We start from the raw sequence: 18979 nt of genomic DNA, 5'->3' as shown, positions 1-18979 counted from the left end.
CCCCACATTTCGGCCGATCAGCCCAGTGCTGTGCAGTGAGCCGAAAAAGGATATTCATGAAGAAGCTGTGTTTGCTCGGCCTTGTAGCCACTCTGGCCAGTCATCCCGCATGGGCGGAAACAAAGCCTGCTGCGCTTAAAGACAAGGACGCCTTCGTCAGCGACCTGCTCAGGCAGATGACCCTGGATGAAAAGATCGGTCAGTTGCGCCTGATCAGCATCGGCCCGGAAATGCCCCGCGAGCTGATCCGCAAGGAAATCGCCGCCGGCCGCATCGGCGGCACGTTCAACTCCATCACCCGCGCGGAAAACCGTCCTATGCAGGACGCGGCCATGCACAGCCGCCTGAAGATACCGATGTTCTTCGCCTACGACGTGATCCACGGCCACCGCACCATTTTCCCGATCAGCCTGGCCCTGGCCTCCAGCTGGGACATGGACGCCATCGGCCGCTCCGGGCGCATCGCCGCCCAGGAAGCCGCCGCCGACAGCCTCGACATCACCTTTGCGCCGATGGTCGATATCTCCCGCGACCCGCGCTGGGGCCGCACCTCCGAAGGCTTCGGTGAAGACACCTACCTGACCTCGCGCATCGCCGGCGTGATGGTCAAGGCCTTCCAGGGCACAAGCCCGGCCAATGCCGACAGCCTCATGGCCAGCGTCAAGCACTTCGCCCTGTACGGCGCGGTGGAAGGCGGGCGCGACTACAACGTGGTCGACATGAGCCCGGTCAAGATGTACCAGGACTACCTGCCGCCCTACCACGCGGCGATCAAGGCCGGTGCCGGCAGCGTGATGGTGGCGCTCAACTCGATCAACGGCGTGCCCGCCACCGCCAACACCTGGCTGATGAACGACCTGCTGCGCAAGGACTGGGGCTTCAAGGGCCTGGCCGTGAGCGACCACGGCGCGATCGTCGAACTGATCAAGCACGGCGTGGCCAAGGACGGGCGTGAAGCCGCCAAGCTTGCGATCAAGGCCGGCATCGACATGAGCATGAACGACTCGCTCTACGCCAAGGAATTACCGGGGCTGCTCAAGTCCGGCGAGATCGAACAGAGTGACATCGACAACGCCGTGCGCGAAGTGCTCGCCGCCAAGTACGACATGGGCCTGTTCAAAGACCCGTACCTGCGCATCGGCAAGGCCGAGGACGACCCGGCCGACACCTACGCCGAAAGCCGCCTGCACCGCAGCGATGCGCGCGATATCGCGCGCCGCAGCCTGGTGCTGCTGAAAAACCAGAACGACACCCTGCCACTTAAAAAATCCGCCACCATCGCCCTGGTGGGCCCGCTGGCCAAGGCACCGATCGACATGATGGGCAGTTGGGCCGCCGCCGGCAAACCCGAGCAATCGGTGACCCTGCTCGACGGCATGAACGCGGTGATCGGCGAAAAAGGCAAGATCATCTACGCCCGTGGCGCCAACATCACCAACGACAAGGCCGTGGTCGACTACCTCAACTTCCTCAACTTCGATGCCCCGGAAGTGGTGGATGACGCCCGCCCGGCCCAGGCAATGATCGACGAAGCGGTCAAGGCCGCCAAAGACGCCGATGTGGTGGTCGCCGCCGTGGGCGAGTCCCGTGGCATGTCCCACGAGTCGTCCAGCCGCACCGACCTGAACATCCCGCAAAGCCAGCGCGACCTGATCAAGGCACTCAAGGCCACCGGCAAGCCACTGGTGCTGGTGCTGATGAACGGCCGTCCACTGTCGATCGTCGACGAGAACAAGCAAGCCGACGCGATTCTGGAAACCTGGTTCGCCGGCACCGAAGGCGGTCATGCGATTGCCGACGTGCTGTTCGGTGACTACAACCCGTCGGGCAAGCTGCCGATCACGTTCCCGCGCTCGGTGGGGCAGATCCCGACCTACTACAACCACCTGAGCGTCGGCCGGCCGTTCACCCCGGGCAAGCCGGGCAACTACACCTCGCAGTATTTCGATGACACCACCGGCCCCTTGTTTCCGTTCGGCTATGGCCTGAGCTACACGCGGTTTACCCTGTCGGACATGGCGCTGTCGTCCACCACCCTGAACAAGACCGGCAAGCTCGACGCCAGCGTCACGGTGAAGAACACCGGCAAGGTGGATGGCGAAACGGTGGTGCAACTGTATATCCAGGACGTGGCCGGCTCGATGATCCGTCCGGTCAAGGAGCTGAAGAACTTCCAGAAAGTCATGCTCAAGGCCGGTGAAGAACGCACCTTGCACTTCACCATCACCGAGGAAGACTTGAAGTTCTACAACACCCAACTGAAATTCGCCGCCGAGCCGGGCGAGTTCAATGTGCAGATCGGGTTGGATTCCCAGGACGTGCAGCAGCAGACCTTCGAGCTGTTGTAATACGTGCAGCCCCTCTTCCCTGAAGAGGGGGCTTGCGTGGTGACACGTATCCGCAGCAGAAAAGTCACTTTCGCTCTGCGCTCCAAGCCTATCCCTACATCAATGCCCCCGCCCGTTCGCACACGCTGTCAGCCCATTTTTATGTGCAAGTGTGCGAACTATGTCACCTACGATTCGCCCTCGAACGGCCGCTGCAACAACGCCTGCTCAATCATCGTTCAAACGAAATGCGATCGCCCTCTGTGTGCTCGGCTGCCTGTGGGGTACGCCCGTTACCGCGGCGAACTACACCGAGCAGGGACGCCTGCACGATGCCGCCAGTTGGCGCAGTGAAGAGTTCAAGAGTAACTGGGGGTTGGGTGCAGTCGGTGCGGATTACGCTTATGCCCGGGGGTTGAGTGGCGCGGGGGTTCAAATAGGCATTTACGACTCCGGAACCGACTTGCGCCATAGCGAATTTGCCTGGAAGCCAACTATCGGCGTGCTCATGGCTGACAACGGCTGCCTGAGTGGGGCCTCGCTGGAAAATGGCTGCTTCTACGCCGAAGGTGATCGTGCTGCTGTAACCGTTATCGGCTCATTGCCACCCGACGCATTGGCGACCCTTGAAGAACTGATTGCCGACGGCAGCCTTACCCGGGAGCAACTTGATGAATATCTCGGCCTGGTAAGCACTACATACGATGCGCACGGCACCCATGTTGCCGGTATAGCAACTGCCAATCGCGATGGCTCCGGGGTCCAGGGTGTGGCTTACGGGGCTAATCTGAGTGCAGTGCGCAAGTTCGGTAATACCTATCTGGGAGGTCCCATTGCCATCACCGATATTTGGAGAGCCCCGCTTCCGACAGCAGCAGCGGTAGGCGCCGCCTATGCCGATTTGCACAGACAGAATGTGCGCGTCGTCAACCATAGTTGGGGGAGCCCATTTTCCCCTGCGAATGAAGCAGAGTTGGACAGTGTATTAAGCGATACCGGAACCGCCGTTTATACAGAACTCAAGGCCATAGCCGACAACGCCAGCAAGTATGGGATGCTGCACGTCTGGTCAGCAGGCAACCTGCCCACGGCAAACGCCTCCCCTCAAACAGCACCAAATGCCGGACTGCAGCCCAACCTGCCACGTGCCATTGCAGAGTTGGAGCCCTATTGGTTGACCGTCGTCAACTTGAACAGGGAGCTGACCTTGGGCGATTTTTCCAAACGCTGCGGCTTCAGCAAAGACTGGTGCCTGGCCGCGCCCGGAACGGACATGGGGCTTACCCTCGCCGATCCAACAGATTGACCACCAGCCGGTCGATCCAGCCCCACACCCGCTGCTTCACCCGCCGCCATAACGGCCGCGCTTTCCAGGCCTCCAGACTGACCGCCTGACTCTGGGTAAAATCGCGTTCGAAACTGCTCGCCACGGCCAGCGTCAGTGCCGGGTCCAGCGCTTCCAGGTTGGCTTCCAGGTTGAAGCGCAAATTCCAGTGATCGAAATTGCATGAGCCAATGCTCACCCAATCGTCCACCAGCACCATTTTCAAGTGCAGGAAGCACGGCTGGTATTCAAAAATCTGCACGCCTGCGCGCAGCAGACGCGGGTAGTAGCGATGCCCGGCATAACGTACCGAGGGATGATCGGTGCGCGGGCCGGTGAGCAACAGGCGCACATCCACCCCGCGCCCGGCTGCGCGGCGCAAGGCTCGGCGCACGCTCCAGGTCGGCAGAAAATACGGCGTGGCCAGCCAGATACGTCGCTGGCTGCTGTTCAAGGCGCGGATCAGCGACTGCAGGATATCGCGATGCTGACGGGCGTCGGCATAGGCGACGCGGCCAAGGCCCGCGCCGGTCGGCGGCACCTTGGGCAGGCGTGGCAAACCGAAATGGGTCGCCGGCTTCCACGCCCGACGCGCTGCGTTGGCGTGCCATTGGCGGTCGAACAGCGCCTGCCAGTCCAGCACCAGCGGCCCGCTGATCTGCACCATCACTTCGTGCCAGTCGGCGGTGTCCTGCCCTGGCGTCCAGAATTCATCGGTGACGCCCGTGCCGCCGACCACGGCGGTTGCCTGGTCGATCAGCAGCAGCTTGCGATGATCGCGGTACAGGTTGCGCATCCAACGGCGCCAGCTCAGGCGATTGTAGAACCGCAGCTGCACTCCCGCGTCGGTCAAGCGCTTGCGCAGCCCGAAGGTGAACGCCAGGCTGCCGTAATCGTCGAACAGGCAGCGCACCCGCACGCCGCGTTCGGCAGCGTGCACCAGCGCCTGCACCATCGCTTCGGCACACGCCCCCGCCTCCACCAGGTACAGCTCCAGGTCCACCTGTTGCTCGGCCCGGGCGATGCCCACCAACATCTGCGGAAAAAACTGCGGGCCGTCGATCAACAACTCGAAACGGTTGGCGCTGCGCCACGGGAACACCGCGCCGCTCATGTCAGCGCGCCGTGAAAATCAGCACCGCACCCACCGGCACCGACAAACTGATCGACTTGAGCCCCGCCGCCTTGCGCAGCGCGGCCACGCCCGGCATCAGGTCAAAATCCTCGGCATGCAGCACCACCGGCTCCAGCGTCACCACCTGAAAGCGCCGATCATCCAGGCGCGTGGCCAGCAGCTCGGCGCTGTAGGTCTGGGTCTTGCCATGCAGGGTGACGCTTATCGGCAGGCGCAGCTCGATTTGCGCCCCCGGCGCCAGATCGTTGATCGGCTGCAGATTGATCTGCGCATTGATCAGCGCTTCAGGGAACGTCTTGATCTCGAACAGCTCGTTGCGCATGCGCTCATCACGCAGCGGGATGGCGCTGTTGACCGACTCCAGCTCCACTTGCAACTGCGCCGCGCCCTTGCCGTCGACCTTGCCATGCAGCACCAGAAAGCGCTGCACTTCGGCGATCTCGGTGTTTTTGGTGGTGACGAACGACAGGCGCGAGGATTCGTTATCGAGGTACCAGGCGGCGTGTGCGGGTACGGCGGCGCAGGCCAGCAGCGCAAAGGCCAGGGGTTTGACAGAGAACATAGCGACTCATGGGGCAAAAAACCTGCACGAACCTTAAGCGCAATGTCACGAACCGCGCAAATCCATTGTCTCAGGGAGTCAGGCGACAGCCCTGGCGTTCGCCCAACCAGCGTGCACTGTGCGTGCGGCCCAACCCACTCGCCGTCACCTCACTGCGCTCCGGGTTGTCACGAAACGCACTGGTGGGCACGTACTGTTTCACGTAGCCCCGGCAATACTCCGCAGGATTATTCGCCACATAGCGGCACGAGCAATATTCCTTGGCAGTGTAGGCCGCAATGATGTCGGGGAAGGCTTGCAGATTGACGCGCTCATGCCACACCCAGCCGAGCAGGACGAGCAGCAGCACGGCAAAGAGGCTGAGAATCGGATGACGACGGATCATGGCTGCACCGCCGCGAGCACGCGTTTGAGCAGTTCGTTATGGCCGTACGTGCCGTCGCGGTCGTCGCCGTAGCGCACAATCACCACGTGTTCGTCGGGCAGGACGAACAGCGCCTGGCCCCAATGGCCCAGTGCGGCGAAGGTGTCGGCGGGGGCGTCGGGCCAGGGGCGTGGCGTGCCCTGGTTGAGCCACCACTGACCGCCCGGTACGGCTTCATCCTGGCCGGCCTTATAGCCGTCGAACGGCTTGCGGTTGAAAGCCACCCAGTCCTTGGGCAGCAGTTGTTCATCGCCCCAACGTCCCTCGCGCGCCATCAGCAGGCCGACCCGCGCCAGATCGCGGGCGGTGAGGTAGGCATAGGAGGAGGCAACGAAGGTTTCGTCGGCGTCGGTTTCCCAGGTGGCCGAGCGGATGCCCAGCGGCTCGAACAGCGCATCCCAGGGGTAACTCACGTACGCCTTGTGGCCGAGCATGCCCCTCAGCGCGGCAGAGAGGATATTGCTGTCGCCGCTGGAGTAACGAAAGGCCTTGCCGGGCGCCACGGCGGCGTCGGTGTCGGCGGCGAACTCGGCCATGTCGCCATGGCCACGGGTGTAGAGCATCGCCACCACCGAGGACTTCAGCGGCGCGTATTCGTAGTCTTCCTGCCAGTCCAGGCCCGAGGCCCAGTGCAGCAAATCGGCCATGGTCACCTTGGGGTGCTGTTTCATCGGCGGGTAAAAACGTGCGGCCGGGTCGCTCAGCTTGAAGCGATTTTGCCCGTAGGCCACGCCGAGCACCGTGGCCATCAGGCTCTTGCTGATGGACCAGGTCAGGTGTGGCGTGCTGGCGCTGGTGGGCGTGGCGTAGCGTTCATAGACGATCTGGCCATCGCGGATCACCAGCAGCGCGTCGGTGCGAACGCCCTGACGGGTCGCGTCGTCGCGCGCGGGAAACGCGTAGGCATCCAGTGCCTCGACGGCGGGCCCGGCCAGTGGCTCACCTCTGGCCCACTCCTTGCCGGGCCAGGTTTCTGCGTGGGCGGCAGCGGTGACTAACAGCAGGGCAACACACAACAGGCCTCTGACCATGGACGCAGACTCAAGGGGGCATTCAAGCCCGCGAGGCTAGCCCAGGCCCATGACAGTTTGGCGACACGGGGCGTGTCACCCAACCGTCACCGTAGCTTCATGGAGATGACACCGAGCCTACATAGCCTGAGTTTGGACAAACAAGTCGACCGGCCGAAACGTGGCTGGCACTCGGAGATTCGCCATGACTCAGATCGCCCGCATCAGCGACACCGGCAATGAACGCCGTCTGCAAGCCGAACGCCTGGTTGGCGCACAGGCTTTGCAGGAAGCACAGGCCCTGCGGTTCAACGTGTTCAGCGGCGAATTCAACGCCAAGCTGAAAGGCGCGGAACTGGGCCTGGACATGGATGACTATGATGTTCACTGCAGCCACATCGGCGTGCGGGATTTGAACAGTGGTCGACTGGTCGCCACCACCCGCCTGCTCGATCACCAGGCCGCCAGCACCCTGGGCCGGTTCTACAGTGAAGAAGAATTCAGCCTGCATGGCCTGCTGCACCTGCAAGGTCCGATCCTGGAAATCGGCCGTACCTGCGTCGACCCGGCCTACCGCAACGGCGGCACCATCGCCGTGCTCTGGGGCGAGTTGGCCGAAGTGCTCAACCAGGGCGGCTACAGCTACCTGATGGGCTGCGCGAGTATTCCGATGCACGACGGCGGCATCCAGGCCCACGCCATCATGCAGCGCCTGCGCGAACGCTACCTGTGCAACGAACACCTGCGCGCCGAACCGAAAAAACCGTTGCCGGCGCTGGACCTGCCGTCCAACGTCATCGCCGAAATGCCGCCGCTGCTCAAGGCCTACATGCGCCTGGGCGCAAAAATCTGCGGCGAGCCGTGCTGGGATGAAGACTTCCAGGTGGCCGACGTGTTCATCCTGCTCAAGCGCGACAACCTCTGCCCGCGTTACGCGCGCCACTTCAAGGCGGCTGTGTAATGGGCCGCCTGCGGGTGTACGGGCGCATTGCCCGGGTGCTGCTGGTGGTGGCGCTGGGCTTGAGCATGGCCAGTGTGTTTGGCCTGTTCGAGCGCCTGGGCGTGGCCAACTCGATGGTGCGGCGCCAGCGTTGGTCGCGCTTCTTCATGGCACGCTTGAGCAATGCCCTGCCCTTTCGCGTGACGGTGCATGGCGAGCTGCCGCGCACGCCGATGCTGTGGGTGAGCAACCACGTGTCCTGGACCGACATTCCGCTGCTGGGCATGGTCACGCCACTGTCGTTTCTGTCCAAGGCCGAGGTGCGCACCTGGCCGGTGGCGGGCTGGCTGGCAGCCAAGGCCGGCAGCCTGTTTATTCGTCGGGGCTCGGGCGACAGTCAGTTGATTCGCAAGCAGATGACCCGTCATCTCGAGCAACAGCACCCGCTGCTGATGTTCCCCGAAGGCACCACCACCGACGGGCGCAGCCTGCGCACGTTCCACGGGCGCCTGCTGGCCAGTGCGATCGATGCCGACGTGTCGCTGCAACCGGTGGCGATTCGTTACCTGCGCAACGGCCAGGTAGACCCGCTGGCACCGTTTATTGGCGATGATGATTTGCTGTCGCACCTGATGCGCCTGTTTGCCAATGATCAGGGCGATGTAGAAATTCATGTGCTCAAGCCGATCGCCTGCGCTGGGCAGGAACGCGCGGCGCTGGCATTCCAGGCGCAGCAGGCGGTGCAGAAGGCGTTGTTCGGGCCGTTGCCGGAGGCTGAGCACGTGGCGGCGCGACCTGCTTACGCTGCCTGAAGCGGGCACGGTCAAACATGTGGGAGGGGGCTTGCCCCCGAGGGCGGCGTGTCAGTCACTGCATGTGCTGGCTGAACCCTTGCTATCGGGGGCAAGCCCCCTCCCACAGTTAGTCTTGTGTTGTCAGTTGAGACTGTGCGAACACCTGCAATTCAGGGTAGAAACGCCGGAAGTCGTCACTCAACGGTTCGTATAACGTGCGCAACTCCTGCATGGCATGGCTCAGCTCTTCGGGCTGCGTCAGCCGCCGCGAAATCCCGCGCAATACCTGGTCCATCACCGCAAACTCGCGGTACGAACCCAACCAGTCATCCGCTGCCATCCAGGGCGCAATCTGCGCCAGCCGCCCCGGCAGTTGCGGTTCAGCCGCCAGCACGCGGTACACCTGGGCGGTGAAATGCTCCAGGGGCTGGTCGGCATACAGTGCCCAATCCCGCGCCAGGCAGTGATCGAAAAACACATCGAGGACGATCCCGGCATAACGTCGACGCGTGAGGCTGAAGCGCGACAACGCCTCCCCTATCAACGGATGGCTGTCGGTGAAACGGTCGATGGAACGATGCAGCTGGATCGCCGCTTCGATTGGCGGGCTGTACTGGCCCTGCAGGCGGCCTTTGACAAAGTCGCCATAGAGGCTGCCCAGCAGTTGCGCGGGAAGTTGGCCGCCCAGGTGCAGATGTGCGAGATAATTCATGGCGCGCAGTCTAGCACTGCCGTCAACGTATCGTTATAACCCGATATACCGATTTGAGCTGACCTCAGAGCAAAATCATATTGGTATATCGGGTTATAACGATTTAAGGTTCGCCTCATCGCGATATAACGCTACACGACACCGAGCACCTGCCATGTCCATCGACCTCGACGAAATAATAAAAGCCCTGGCGCACCCAGTACGACGAGACATCCTCACCTGGCTCAAAGACCCGAAAGTGCAGTTCCCCGAGCAACTGCACAACCACGAATACGGCATCTGTGCCGGGCAGATCGACCAGCGCTGCGGCTTGTCCCAGTCGACCGTGTCGGCCCACCTGGCCACCTTGCAACGGGCGGGTTTGATCAGCAGCCAGAAGGCCGGGCAGTGGCACTTTTTCAAACGCAACGAGGAAGTGATCCAGGCTTTCCTCGCGGCGCTCATCGCTGAACTCAGCGCAGCGCACTAACCCAGGACACCCCAATGCCCCTCTCGCTACTCATACTGGCCCTGAGCGCCTTCGCCATCGGCACCACCGAATTCGTCATCATGGGCCTGCTGCCCGATGTGGCGGCGGACCTTGGCGTATCGATCCCGGGCGCCGGCTGGTTGGTAACCGGCTACGCCCTCGGCGTGGCCATCGGCGCACCGTTCATGGCGCTGGCCACCGCCAAACTGCCACGCAAGGCAGCGCTGGTGGCGTTGATGGGCATTTTCATCGTCGGCAACCTGCTCTGCGCCCTGGCCAGCGACTACAACGTGCTGATGTTCGCCCGGGTGGTCACGGCGCTGTGCCACGGCGCGTTCTTCGGCATTGGTTCGGTGGTGGCGGCCAATCTGGTGCCGGCCAACAAGCGCGCTTCGGCGGTGGCCCTGATGTTTACCGGCCTGACCCTGGCCAACGTGCTCGGCGTGCCGCTGGGCACGGCGCTGGGCCAGCAGGCCGGCTGGCGCTCGACCTTCTGGGCGGTGACGGTGATTGGTGTGGTGGCGCTGATCGGCCTCATCCGCTTTCTGCCAGCCAAGCGTGACGAAGAAAAACTCAACATGCGTGCCGAACTGGCCGCCCTAAAGGGCGCCGGCATCTGGTTGTCGCTGAGCATGACCGCGCTGTTCGCCGCCTCCATGTTCACCCTCTTTACCTACGTTGCCCCGCTGCTCGGCGACGTCACCGGCGTCTCGCCCCACGGCGTGACCTGGACCCTGCTGCTGATCGGCCTGGGCCTGACCCTGGGCAACATCATCGGCGGCAAGCTGGCGGACAAGCGTCTGGCGGCCACCCTGATCGGCGTGTTCATCAGCATGGCGGTGATCTCCACGGCGCTGACCTGGACCAGCGTCGCGCTGATCCCCACCGAAATCACCCTGTTCCTGTGGGCCACCGCCTCATTTGCCGCGGTACCCGCGCTGCAGATCAACGTGGTGACGTTCGGCAAGGCGGCGCCAAACCTGGTGTCCACCCTCAACATCGGCGCTTTCAACATTGGCAACGCCCTCGGCGCCTGGGTCGGCGGCAGCGTGATCGCCCACGGCTTCGGCCTCACCAGCGTGCCGCTCGCGGCCGCAGCCCTGGCGATCCTCGCGCTGCTGGTGACCCTGCTGACGTTCCGTCAGAGCGGCGATGCCGACCTGGCCCCTGCGACGCATTGATCCACTTGAACAGACTGATCCACCTAAACAGAAAGGTATTTTCTCGATGACGACTATTTTCGATCCGATCAAACTGGGCGACCTGGAACTGTCGAACCGCATCATCATGGCGCCGCTGACCCGCTGCCGCGCCGATGAAGGCCGTGTGCCCAATGCGATGATGGCCGAGTACTACGTGCAACGCGCCTCCGCCGGGCTGATCCTCAGCGAAGCGACGTCCGTGGCACCGATGGGCGTGGGTTACCCGGACACGCCAGGCATCTGGTCCAACGACCAGGTACGCGGCTGGGCCAATGTGACCAAAGCGATTCACGGCGCGGGCGGCAAGATTTTCCTGCAACTGTGGCACGTCGGCCGCATCTCCCACCCGTCCTACCTGAACGGCGAAGCCCCGGTGGCGCCGAGCGCCGTGCAGGCGGCGGGCCACGTCAGCCTGGTGCGTCCGCTGGCCGACTACCCAACTCCGCGGGCCCTGGAAACCGCTGAAATCGCCGACATCGTCGACGCCTACCGCACCGGCGCCGAAAACGCCAAGGCCGCAGGCTTTGACGGCGTCGAGATCCACGGCGCCAACGGCTACCTGCTCGACCAGTTCCTGCAGAGCAGCACCAACCAGCGCACCGACCAGTACGGCGGCTCCCTGGAAAACCGCGCGCGCCTGCTGCTGGAAGTGACCGACGCGGCCATCGACGTGTGGGGCGCCGGCCGCGTCGGCGTGCACCTGGCACCGCGCGCCGACGCCCACGACATGGGCGACGACAACCCTGCCGAGACCTTCACCTATGTGGCTCGCGAATTGGGCAAGCGTGGCATCGCGTTCATCTGCTCCCGCGAAAAGGAAGCCGGCGACAGCCTCGGCCCGCGCCTGAAGGAAGCCTTCGGCGGTGTGTACATCGCCAACGAACGCTTCACTAAAGAGAGCGCCAATGCCTGGCTGGCGTCGGGCAAGGCCGACGCGGTGGCATTCGGCGTTCCGTTCATCGCCAACCCGGACCTGCCGGCGCGCCTGAAAACCGACGCACCGCTGAACGAGGCGCACCCGGAAACCTTCTATGCCAAGGGCCCGGTCGGCTATATCGATTACCCAACCCTGGCGCTGTAACCAAATAGGAGGGGGCTTGCTTGCGATAGCCGTGTGCCAGTCAGCTGATTTACTGACGGGTATACCGCCATCGGGAGCAAGCCCCCTCCACATTTTTTAAACCTGATGTGTCCCTTTGGAAACATTGCTTCACAGAACCGAAACAATAACGCTACAAAATACTTAGCCGGCTACCTATCAACTGCGCGCCAGCCCGTATATAAAGTCATCCCACGAATAGGCAGAGGGACGATTGACCGCCCCTGCGCTTTACTGTTGACACAACCTGATGCAATTACGCATTTTGTCTCAATTGCGCAGGCTCGGGCTCAGGCGCAGCATGTCCAGCCCTGCATCGACCCAACGCTCGGCGTCCTGATGCAGTTGAAAACTGTCGGGCACCAGCAACCATTGACCGATCAAGCCGTGAATGTAGGCGTGGATACACACCGCGCCGCGCGCTGTGTCGAGGTTTTCCGGGAGTTGCCCGCGATGCACCGCGTTACGCAATGTAAGCCCGATGCGCAGGTTGCATTCGAGCGTGTGCGTCTGGCGCTGGCGGCGCATGTCGCACATCTCATCGGTGAACTCGCACTTATGAAACAGGATCTCGTTGATACGCCGGGTTTTCGGGTCCAGAGCCACTTGATGATAAAGACGAATCAGCAACTTGCGCATGCAGCCCAATGGGTCAAGTTCATCCTCGCTTTCACTGGCCCGGGCCAAGTCATCCAGGGGTTCGTGCAACGTGTCGAGCAGCGCCTGCAGCAGATCGGACTTATTGCTGAAATGCCAGTAGATGGCGCCCCGCGTGACACCCGCCAGCGAGGCGATATCCGCCAGCGTGGTGCGCGCCACGCCGCGCTCGTAAAAAGCGTGCTCGGCGGCGTCGAGAATCTGGCTGCGCGTTTCCTGAGCTTCCTCTTTGGTGCGACGAACCATGGCAGTAAAACCTCAATCAGGGCACTTCAGACTATCGTTAACGCGCAGTTAATAGACGCTAACGATCATCCGTATATTTTTGGGACGACACCGTCATGGGCACCGAACGTAATGAAATCGAGGCTTCGCACGTTGCTTTGTCAACATTCCACGAAGCCTGTCAAGAGTTTACAAACAACCATGAACGTAAGTATATTGCGTAGCAAGCTACTTATCCACTCACTTGTTTTCCACCCTTCCACACTTCTTGTGCGCACTCAGCGCGCCTGACCCGAGGATCTTCATGCAACTTAAGCCAGCTGTTACCGCTCTGGTCACTGCCGTCGCCCTGGCATCGCTGCTCAGCGGATGTAAAAAGGAAGAAGCGGCACCGCCCGCTCAAACCCCTCAGGTCGGCGTAGTCACTATTCAACCGCAAGCCTTCACCTTGACCACCGAACTGCCAGGCCGCACCACGGCCTACCGCATCGCGGAAGTTCGGCCACAGGTCAACGGCATCATTCTCAAGCGCCTGTTCAAGGAAGGCGCAGACGTGAAGGAAGGCCAGCAGCTTTATCAGATCGACCCGTCGGTGTATGAGGCCACGCTGAAAAGCGCCCAGGCCAAGCTGACCCAGACCAAGTCGATCACCGACCGCTACAAGCAGTTGGTCGATGAGCAAGCCGTCAGCCGCCAGGAATACGACACCGCCCTGGCCAACCGCATGACCGCAGAAGCCGATATGCAAACCGCGCAGATCAACGTGCGCTACACCAAGGTGCTGGCGCCGATCTCCGGGCGCATTGGTCGTTCCGCAGTCACCGAAGGCGCACTGGTCAGCAACGGCCAGGCCGATGCCATGGCGGTGATCCAGCAACTGGACCCGATCTACGTCGACGTGACCCAGTCTTCGGCCGAAATGCTGAAACTGCGCCGCGACCTGGAAAGCGGCCAGCTGGAAAAAGCCGGCGCCAACGCCGCCAAGGTCAAGCTGACCCTCGAAGACGGCAGCGACTACAGCCATGACGGCAAGCTGGAATTCTCCGAAGTGTCGGTTGACCAGACCACCGGTTCGGTCACCCTGCGCGCAGTCTTCCCCAACCCTGACCACACTCTGCTGCCCGGCATGTTCGTGCACGCCCAGTTGCAGGCCGGTGTGAACAGCAAGGCCATCCTCGCACCGCAGCAAGGCGTGACCCGTGACCTCAAGGGCATCCCGACCGCGCTGATCGTGAACAAGGACAACAAGGTCGAGCAACGCACCCTGGTCGCCAACCGCACCGCCGGTGCCTACTGGCTGGTGGAAAAAGGCCTCGACGCCGGTGACCGTGTGATCACCGAAGGCCTGCAGTACGTCAAGCCGGGTGCCGAGGTGAAGGTCAAGGAGGCTGACAACGCCAAGCCTGCCGGCGCTGCCGCTCCTGCTGCCGCAGCCGGCAAAGGGGAGTAATCCATGTCGAAATTTTTTATCGACCGTCCCATTTTCGCCTGGGTGATCGCCCTGGTGATCATGTTGGTCGGCGCACTCTCGATCCTGAAGCTGCCCATCAATCAGTACCCGGCCATCGCGCCAACCGCCATCGACATCCAGGTGACCTACCCGGGCGCGTCCGCACAAACCGTGCAGGACACCGTGGTGCAGGTGATCGAGCAACAGCTCAACGGTATCGACAACCTGCGCTATGTGGCCTCGGACAGTAACTCCGACGGCAGCATGACCATCACCGCGACGTTCAACCAGGGGACCAACCCGGACATCGCCCAGGTGCAGGTGCAGAACAAGCTGAACCTGGCGACCCCATTGCTGCCGCAGGAAGTGCAGCAGCAGGGTATCCGCGTGACCAAGTCGGTGAAGAACTTCCTGATGGTAATCGGTCTGGTGTCCGAAGACGGCAGCATGACCAAGGACGACCTCTCCAACTACATCGTGTCCAACATCCAGGACCCGATTTCGCGTACTTCGGGCGTCGGTGACTTCCAGGTGTTCGGCTCGCAGTACGCGATGCGCATCTGGCTGGACCCGGCCAAGCTGAACAACTTCCAGCTCACCCCGGTTGACGTCAGCAACGCCATCGCCGCGCAGAACGTGCAGGTGGCCACCGGCCAACTGGGCGGCCTGCCTGCCCTGCCCGGCACCCAGCTGAACGCGACGATCATCGGCAAGACCCGTCTGCAAAACGCCGAGCAGTTCGGCAATATCCTGATGAAGGTAAATGCCGACGGCTCCCAGGTGCGCCTGCATGACGTGGCCCGCATCGAACTGGGCGGCCAGAACTACAGCATCAGCGCGCAGTTCAACGGCAACCCGGCATCCGGTATGGCGATCAAGCTCGCCTCGGGCGCCAACGCCCTGGACACCGCCAAGGCCATCCGCGCCACGGTGGCGTCGCTGGAACCGTTCTTCCCGCCAGGCATGAAGGCAGTGGTGCCGTATGACACCACGCCAGTGGTCACCGAATCGATCTCCGGTGTCGTACACACCCTGATCGAAGCGATCGTGCTGGTGTTCCTGGTGATGTTCCTGTTCCTGCAGAACTTCCGCGCCACCATCATCACCACCATGACCGTACCGGTGGTATTGCTGGGCACCTTCGGTATCCTCGCGGCGTTCGGTTTCACCATCAACACCCTGACCATGTTCGGCATGATCCTCGCCATCGGCCTGCTGGTGGACGACGCTATCGTGGTGGTGGAAAACGTCGAGCGGGTGATGGCCGAGGAGCACCTGTCGCCCAAGGAGGCGACGGTCAAATCCATGGGCCAGATCCAGGGCGCTCTGGTGGGTATTGCCCTGGTGCTCTCGGCGGTACTGTTGCCGATGGCGTTCTTCGGCGGCTCCACCGGTGTGATCTACAAACAGTTCTCCATCACCATCGTTTCGGCCATGGCGCTGTCGGTACTGGTTGCGCTGATCTTCACCCCGGCGCTGTGCGCCACCATGCTCAAGCCGATCGATCCGGAAAAACACGGCCAACCCAAGCGCGGTTTCTTCGGCTGGTTCAACCGCACCTTCGACCGTGGCGTACTGAGCTACGAGCGCGGCGTGGGCAACATGATCAAGCACAAGATCCCGGCGTTCCTGGTGTACCTGCTGATCTTCGCCGGCATGATCTGGCTGTTCATGCGTATCCCGGCCGCGTTCCTGCCCGACGAAGACCAGGGCGTGATCTTTGCCCAGGTGCAGACCCCGGTCGGCTCCACGGCTGAACGCACGCAAAAAGTCATCGACGACATGCGTATCTACCTGCTCAACGACAAGGAAGGCGAGCCGGGCGAAGGCAAAGGCGTGAAATCGGTATTTACCGTGAACGGCTTCAACTTCGCCGGTCGCGGCCAGAGCTCGGGCCTGGCCTTCGTGATGCTCAAACCGTGGGATGAGCGTGACGATTCCACCTCGGTGTTCGAGATCGCCAAGCGCGCCCAGGGCTACTTCATGCAGACGTTCCAGGACGCCATGGTGTTTGCCATCGTGCCGCCGTCGGTACTGGAGCTGGGTAACGCCACCGGTTTCGACGTGTTCCTGCAGGACCAGGGTGGTGTCGGCCATGAGAAATTGATGGCTGCACGCAACCAGTTCCTCGGCATGGCCGCCCAGAGCAAGATCCTCGCCGGTGTACGCCCCAACGGTGTGAACGATGAGCCGCAGTACGAGCTCACCGTCGACGACGAGAAGGCCAGCGCCCAGGGGATCACGCTGTCGAACATCAACCAGACCCTGGCGATTGCCCTGGGTGGCAGCTACGTCAACGACTTCATCGACCGTGGCCGTGTGAAGAAGGTGTACGTACAAGGTGAAGCGGCCAGCCGCATGTCGCCTGAAGACCTGAACAAATGGTACGTGCGCAGCGACTCCGGGAAGATGGTGCCGTTGTCGGCCATCGCCTCGGGCAAGTGGATCTACGGCTCGCCGAAACTGTCGCGCTATAACGGCGTGGCGGCGATGGAAATCCTCGGCACCCCGGCACCGGGCTACAGCACCGGTGACGCGATGACCGAGGTCGAGCGTATCGCCAAGCAATTACCGGCCGGTATCGGCTACGCATGGACCGGCCTGTCGTACGAAGAACGCCTGTCCGGCTCGCAGGCGCCTGCGCTGTACGCGCTGTCGCTGCTGGTGGTGTTCCTGTGCCTGGCGGCACTGTACGAAAGCTGGTCGATCCCGATAGCGGTGGTCCTCGTGGTGCCGCTGGGCGTGGTGGGGGCGTTGATCGCCACCAGCATGCGCGGCTTGTCCAACGACGTGTTCTTCCAGGTAGGCTTGCTGGTGACGGTAGGCCTGGCGGCGAAAAACGCCATCCTGATCGTGGAGTTCGCCAAGGAACTCCACGAACAGGGCAAGGGCATCGTCGAGGCGGCCATCGAGGCCTCCCGCATGCGTCTGCGCCCGATCATCATGACCTCCATGGCGTTCATCCTCGGCGTACTGCCGCTGGCGATCTCCTCGGGCGCAGGTTCAGGCAGCCAACATGCCATCGGTACCGGCGTGATCGGCGGTATGATCACCGCAACCGTGCTGGCGATCTTCTGGGTGCCACTGTTCTTCGCAACCGTGTCGGCCATCGGCAAGCGCAAAAAGACTGAAACCACGCAAACCCCTAACGAGGCTGGCCAATGAGCAAGTCGCTACTTTCCCTAGCCGTCACCGCCTTCGTGCTCAGTGGCTGCTCGCTGATACCTGACTATCAGCGCCCCGAAGCGCCGGTGGCCGCGCAGTACCCGCAGGGGCCGGCGTATTCGTCGGCCCAGGCGCCGGGCCAGGCGGCTGCCGAACAGGGCTGGAAGCAGTTTTTCCACGATCCTGCCCTGCAGCAACTGATCCAGACCGCCCTGGTGAACAACCGCGACCTGCGCGTCGCGGCGCTGAACATCGACGCGTATGCCGCGCAGTACCGCATCCAGCGTGCCGACCTGTTCCCGGCCGTGTCGGCCAACGGTGCCGGCAGCCGCCAGCGCACCCCGGCACGTATGTCGCAGACCGGTCAATCGGGCATCACCAGCCAGTACTCGGCCACACTCGGGATCAGCTCATACGAGCTGGACCTGTTCGGCCGTGTGCGCAGCCTGAGTGAAGAGGCCCTGCAAAAATACTTCGCCACCGAAGAAGCACGGCGCAGCACGCAGATCAGCCTGGTGGCCAGCGTGGCCAACGCCTACCTGACCTGGCAGGCCGACAAGGAACTGCTCAAGCTCACTCAGGACACCCTGGGCGCGTTCGAACAGAGCTTCAAGCTCACCTCGCGCAGCAGCGAAGTCGGCGTGGCCTCGGCCCTCGACCTCAGCCAGGCACGCACCTCGGTGGAAAACGCCCGGGTGCAACTGGCACGCTACACGCGCCAGGTGGCCCAGGACGAAAACAGCCTGACCCTGCTGCTGGGCACCGGGCTGCCGGCGAATATCGCCAGCAAGCCACTGTCCGATGACCTGCTCGCCGAAGTGCCGGCCGGGTTGCCCTCGGACCTGCTGCAACGACGTCCCGACATCGTGCAGGCCGAGTACAACCTCAAGGCGGCCAACGCGAATATCGGCGCAGCCCGCGCGGCGTTCTTCCCGAGCATCAGCCTGACGGCCAACGCCGGCACCCTGAGCCCGGACCTGGGCGGCCTGTTCAAGGGCGGCTCGGGTACCTGGTCGTTTGCCCCGCAGATCAACATCCCGATCTTCAATGCCGGCAGCCTGCGCGCCAGCCTGGACTACTCGAAGATCCAGAAAGAAATCAACGTGGCCAACTACGAGAAGGCCATCCAGACCGGCTTCCAGGAAGTGTCCGACGGCCTCGCCGCGCGTGAGACCTACAAGCAGCAACTGGACGCCCAGCGCGGCTTCGTCGCGGCCAACCAGGATTACTACCGCCTGGCCGAACGTCGCTACCGCATTGGCGTGGACAGCAACCTGACCTTCCTCGACGCCCAGCGCCAGCTGTTCAGTGCCCAGCAATCGCTGATCACCGACCGCCTGGCGCAGCTCACCAGCGAGGTCAACCTGTACAAGGCCCTCGGCGGTGGCTGGAATGCGCAGACCGCGCAGAACGAGCCCGTGAAAGAAGAAGCCCCGACGTTGAAGTTGTTCTGACCGCCCGGGTGTAATCAAAAACCGCTTCCG

General features: G+C 62.6%; 15 protein-coding genes and 1 pseudogene. 10 read left to right on the top strand and 6 right to left on the bottom strand.

Annotation, left to right across the window (positions count from 1 at the left end):
- The first annotated feature begins 56 nt into the window (after positions 1-56).
- Positions 57-2348 (top strand): beta-glucosidase BglX, encoded by a 2292-nt coding sequence (bglX, locus tag JOE32_RS23945; protein WP_209989778.1) that lies wholly within the window; start codon positions 57-59, stop codon positions 2346-2348.
- A 280-nt stretch (positions 2349-2628) separates the two neighbouring features.
- Positions 2629-3633, top strand: a pseudogene (locus JOE32_RS23940) (S8 family serine peptidase); the annotation flags it as partial.
- On the opposite strand, the gene JOE32_RS23935 reads toward JOE32_RS23940, so the two are convergent.
- From JOE32_RS23935 to JOE32_RS23920, 4 genes are all read right to left on the bottom strand, one after another.
- Entirely contained in the window at positions 3608-4765 is a 1158-nt protein-coding gene (locus tag JOE32_RS23935) for a phosphatidylserine/phosphatidylglycerophosphate/cardiolipin synthase family protein (protein ID WP_209989772.1), read from the bottom strand. The pseudogene JOE32_RS23940 and the gene JOE32_RS23935 overlap by 26 nt on opposite strands.
- A 1-nt stretch (position 4766) precedes the next feature.
- Complete coding sequence (locus JOE32_RS23930) at positions 4767-5348, bottom strand: YceI family protein (protein WP_209989769.1); 582 nt, start codon at positions 5346-5348, stop codon at positions 4767-4769.
- 70 nt (positions 5349-5418) lie between these two features.
- On the bottom strand, positions 5419-5733 hold the full coding sequence (locus tag JOE32_RS23925) for an amidase (RefSeq protein ID WP_209989766.1): 315 nt from the start codon (positions 5731-5733) through the stop codon (positions 5419-5421).
- Entirely contained in the window at positions 5730-6803 is a 1074-nt protein-coding gene (locus tag JOE32_RS23920; RefSeq protein ID WP_209989763.1) for a serine hydrolase, read from the bottom strand. The genes JOE32_RS23925 and JOE32_RS23920 overlap by 4 nt, the downstream gene beginning before the upstream one ends.
- A 184-nt stretch (positions 6804-6987) precedes the next feature.
- On the opposite strand from JOE32_RS23920, the gene olsB reads away from it, so the two are divergent.
- Together olsB and JOE32_RS23910 are read left to right on the top strand one after the other, a co-directional pair.
- Positions 6988-7743, top strand: a complete 756-nt coding sequence (gene olsB / locus JOE32_RS23915; RefSeq protein WP_003233840.1) for an L-ornithine N(alpha)-acyltransferase — start codon at positions 6988-6990, stop codon at positions 7741-7743.
- A complete protein-coding gene (locus JOE32_RS23910) occupies positions 7743-8534 on the top strand; it encodes a lysophospholipid acyltransferase family protein (protein ID WP_209989760.1) in 792 nt (263 codons plus the stop codon). The genes olsB and JOE32_RS23910 overlap by 1 nt, the downstream gene beginning before the upstream one ends.
- Before the next feature lie 109 nt (positions 8535-8643).
- On the opposite strand, the gene JOE32_RS23905 is transcribed toward JOE32_RS23910, so the two are convergent.
- On the bottom strand, positions 8644-9228 hold the full coding sequence (locus JOE32_RS23905; RefSeq protein ID WP_209989757.1) for an ACP phosphodiesterase: 585 nt from the start codon (positions 9226-9228) through the stop codon (positions 8644-8646).
- 154 nt (positions 9229-9382) lie between these two features.
- Here JOE32_RS23905 and JOE32_RS23900 point away from each other — a divergent pair, with 154 nt between their 5' ends.
- From JOE32_RS23900 to JOE32_RS23890, 3 genes are read left to right on the top strand one after another with little or no spacing between them, the layout of a single operon-like run.
- A complete protein-coding gene (locus tag JOE32_RS23900) occupies positions 9383-9697 on the top strand; it encodes a helix-turn-helix transcriptional regulator (RefSeq protein ID WP_209989754.1) in 315 nt (104 codons plus the stop codon).
- Positions 9698-9711: 14 nt separating this feature from the next.
- Positions 9712-10878 carry an MFS transporter gene (locus JOE32_RS23895; protein ID WP_209989751.1) on the top strand — a complete coding sequence of 389 codons (1167 nt, stop codon included), beginning with the start codon at positions 9712-9714 and terminating at the stop codon, positions 10876-10878.
- Between the two features lie 46 nt (positions 10879-10924).
- Positions 10925-11980, top strand: a complete 1056-nt coding sequence (locus tag JOE32_RS23890) for an alkene reductase (protein ID WP_057007861.1) — start codon at positions 10925-10927, stop codon at positions 11978-11980.
- 288 nt (positions 11981-12268) lie between these two features.
- On the opposite strand, the gene JOE32_RS23885 is transcribed toward JOE32_RS23890, so the two are convergent.
- Positions 12269-12901, bottom strand: a complete 633-nt coding sequence (locus JOE32_RS23885; protein ID WP_057007860.1) for a TetR family transcriptional regulator — start codon at positions 12899-12901, stop codon at positions 12269-12271.
- 283 nt (positions 12902-13184) lie between these two features.
- Between JOE32_RS23885 and JOE32_RS23880 the strand changes: the two genes are divergently transcribed.
- Genes JOE32_RS23880 through adeC form a run of 3 tightly spaced genes read left to right on the top strand, consistent with a single transcriptional unit; the run spans position 13185 to position 18949 of the window.
- Positions 13185-14330, top strand: a complete 1146-nt coding sequence (locus tag JOE32_RS23880) for an efflux RND transporter periplasmic adaptor subunit (protein ID WP_209989748.1) — start codon at positions 13185-13187, stop codon at positions 14328-14330.
- 3 nt (positions 14331-14333) lie between these two features.
- Positions 14334-17495: an efflux RND transporter permease subunit gene (locus tag JOE32_RS23875; RefSeq protein WP_209989745.1), complete on the top strand. Its 3162-nt coding sequence runs from the start codon at positions 14334-14336 to the stop codon at positions 17493-17495.
- Positions 17492-18949 (top strand): AdeC/AdeK/OprM family multidrug efflux complex outer membrane factor, encoded by a 1458-nt coding sequence (gene adeC, locus JOE32_RS23870; protein ID WP_209989743.1) that lies wholly within the window; start codon positions 17492-17494, stop codon positions 18947-18949. Before JOE32_RS23875 ends, adeC begins: the two co-directional genes overlap by 4 nt.
- Positions 18950-18979: the final 30 nt, after the last annotated feature.

This window comes from Pseudomonas sp. PvP025 (genome assembly GCF_017832155.1).
Lineage (GTDB): Bacteria > Pseudomonadota > Gammaproteobacteria > Pseudomonadales > Pseudomonadaceae > Aquipseudomonas.
This window is presented reverse-complemented; position numbering and strand designations above follow the sequence as displayed.

Coding starts and splice junctions, on each gene's coding strand:
- bglX (WP_209989778.1), top strand. CDS start 57: ATGAAGAAGCTGTGTTTGCTCGGCCTTGTAGCCACTCTGGCCAGTCAT.
- JOE32_RS23935 (WP_209989772.1), bottom strand. CDS start 4,765: ATGAGCGGCGCGGTGTTCCCGTGGCGCAGCGCCAACCGTTTCGAGTTG.
- JOE32_RS23930 (WP_209989769.1), bottom strand. CDS start 5,348: ATGTTCTCTGTCAAACCCCTGGCCTTTGCGCTGCTGGCCTGCGCCGCC.
- JOE32_RS23925 (WP_209989766.1), bottom strand. CDS start 5,733: ATGATCCGTCGTCATCCGATTCTCAGCCTCTTTGCCGTGCTGCTGCTC.
- JOE32_RS23920 (WP_209989763.1), bottom strand. CDS start 6,803: ATGGTCAGAGGCCTGTTGTGTGTTGCCCTGCTGTTAGTCACCGCTGCC.
- olsB (WP_003233840.1), top strand. CDS start 6,988: ATGACTCAGATCGCCCGCATCAGCGACACCGGCAATGAACGCCGTCTG.
- JOE32_RS23910 (WP_209989760.1), top strand. CDS start 7,743: ATGGGCCGCCTGCGGGTGTACGGGCGCATTGCCCGGGTGCTGCTGGTG.
- JOE32_RS23905 (WP_209989757.1), bottom strand. CDS start 9,228: ATGAATTATCTCGCACATCTGCACCTGGGCGGCCAACTTCCCGCGCAA.
- JOE32_RS23900 (WP_209989754.1), top strand. CDS start 9,383: ATGTCCATCGACCTCGACGAAATAATAAAAGCCCTGGCGCACCCAGTA.
- JOE32_RS23895 (WP_209989751.1), top strand. CDS start 9,712: ATGCCCCTCTCGCTACTCATACTGGCCCTGAGCGCCTTCGCCATCGGC.
- JOE32_RS23890 (WP_057007861.1), top strand. CDS start 10,925: ATGACGACTATTTTCGATCCGATCAAACTGGGCGACCTGGAACTGTCG.
- JOE32_RS23885 (WP_057007860.1), bottom strand. CDS start 12,901: ATGGTTCGTCGCACCAAAGAGGAAGCTCAGGAAACGCGCAGCCAGATT.
- JOE32_RS23880 (WP_209989748.1), top strand. CDS start 13,185: ATGCAACTTAAGCCAGCTGTTACCGCTCTGGTCACTGCCGTCGCCCTG.
- JOE32_RS23875 (WP_209989745.1), top strand. CDS start 14,334: ATGTCGAAATTTTTTATCGACCGTCCCATTTTCGCCTGGGTGATCGCC.
- adeC (WP_209989743.1), top strand. CDS start 17,492: ATGAGCAAGTCGCTACTTTCCCTAGCCGTCACCGCCTTCGTGCTCAGT.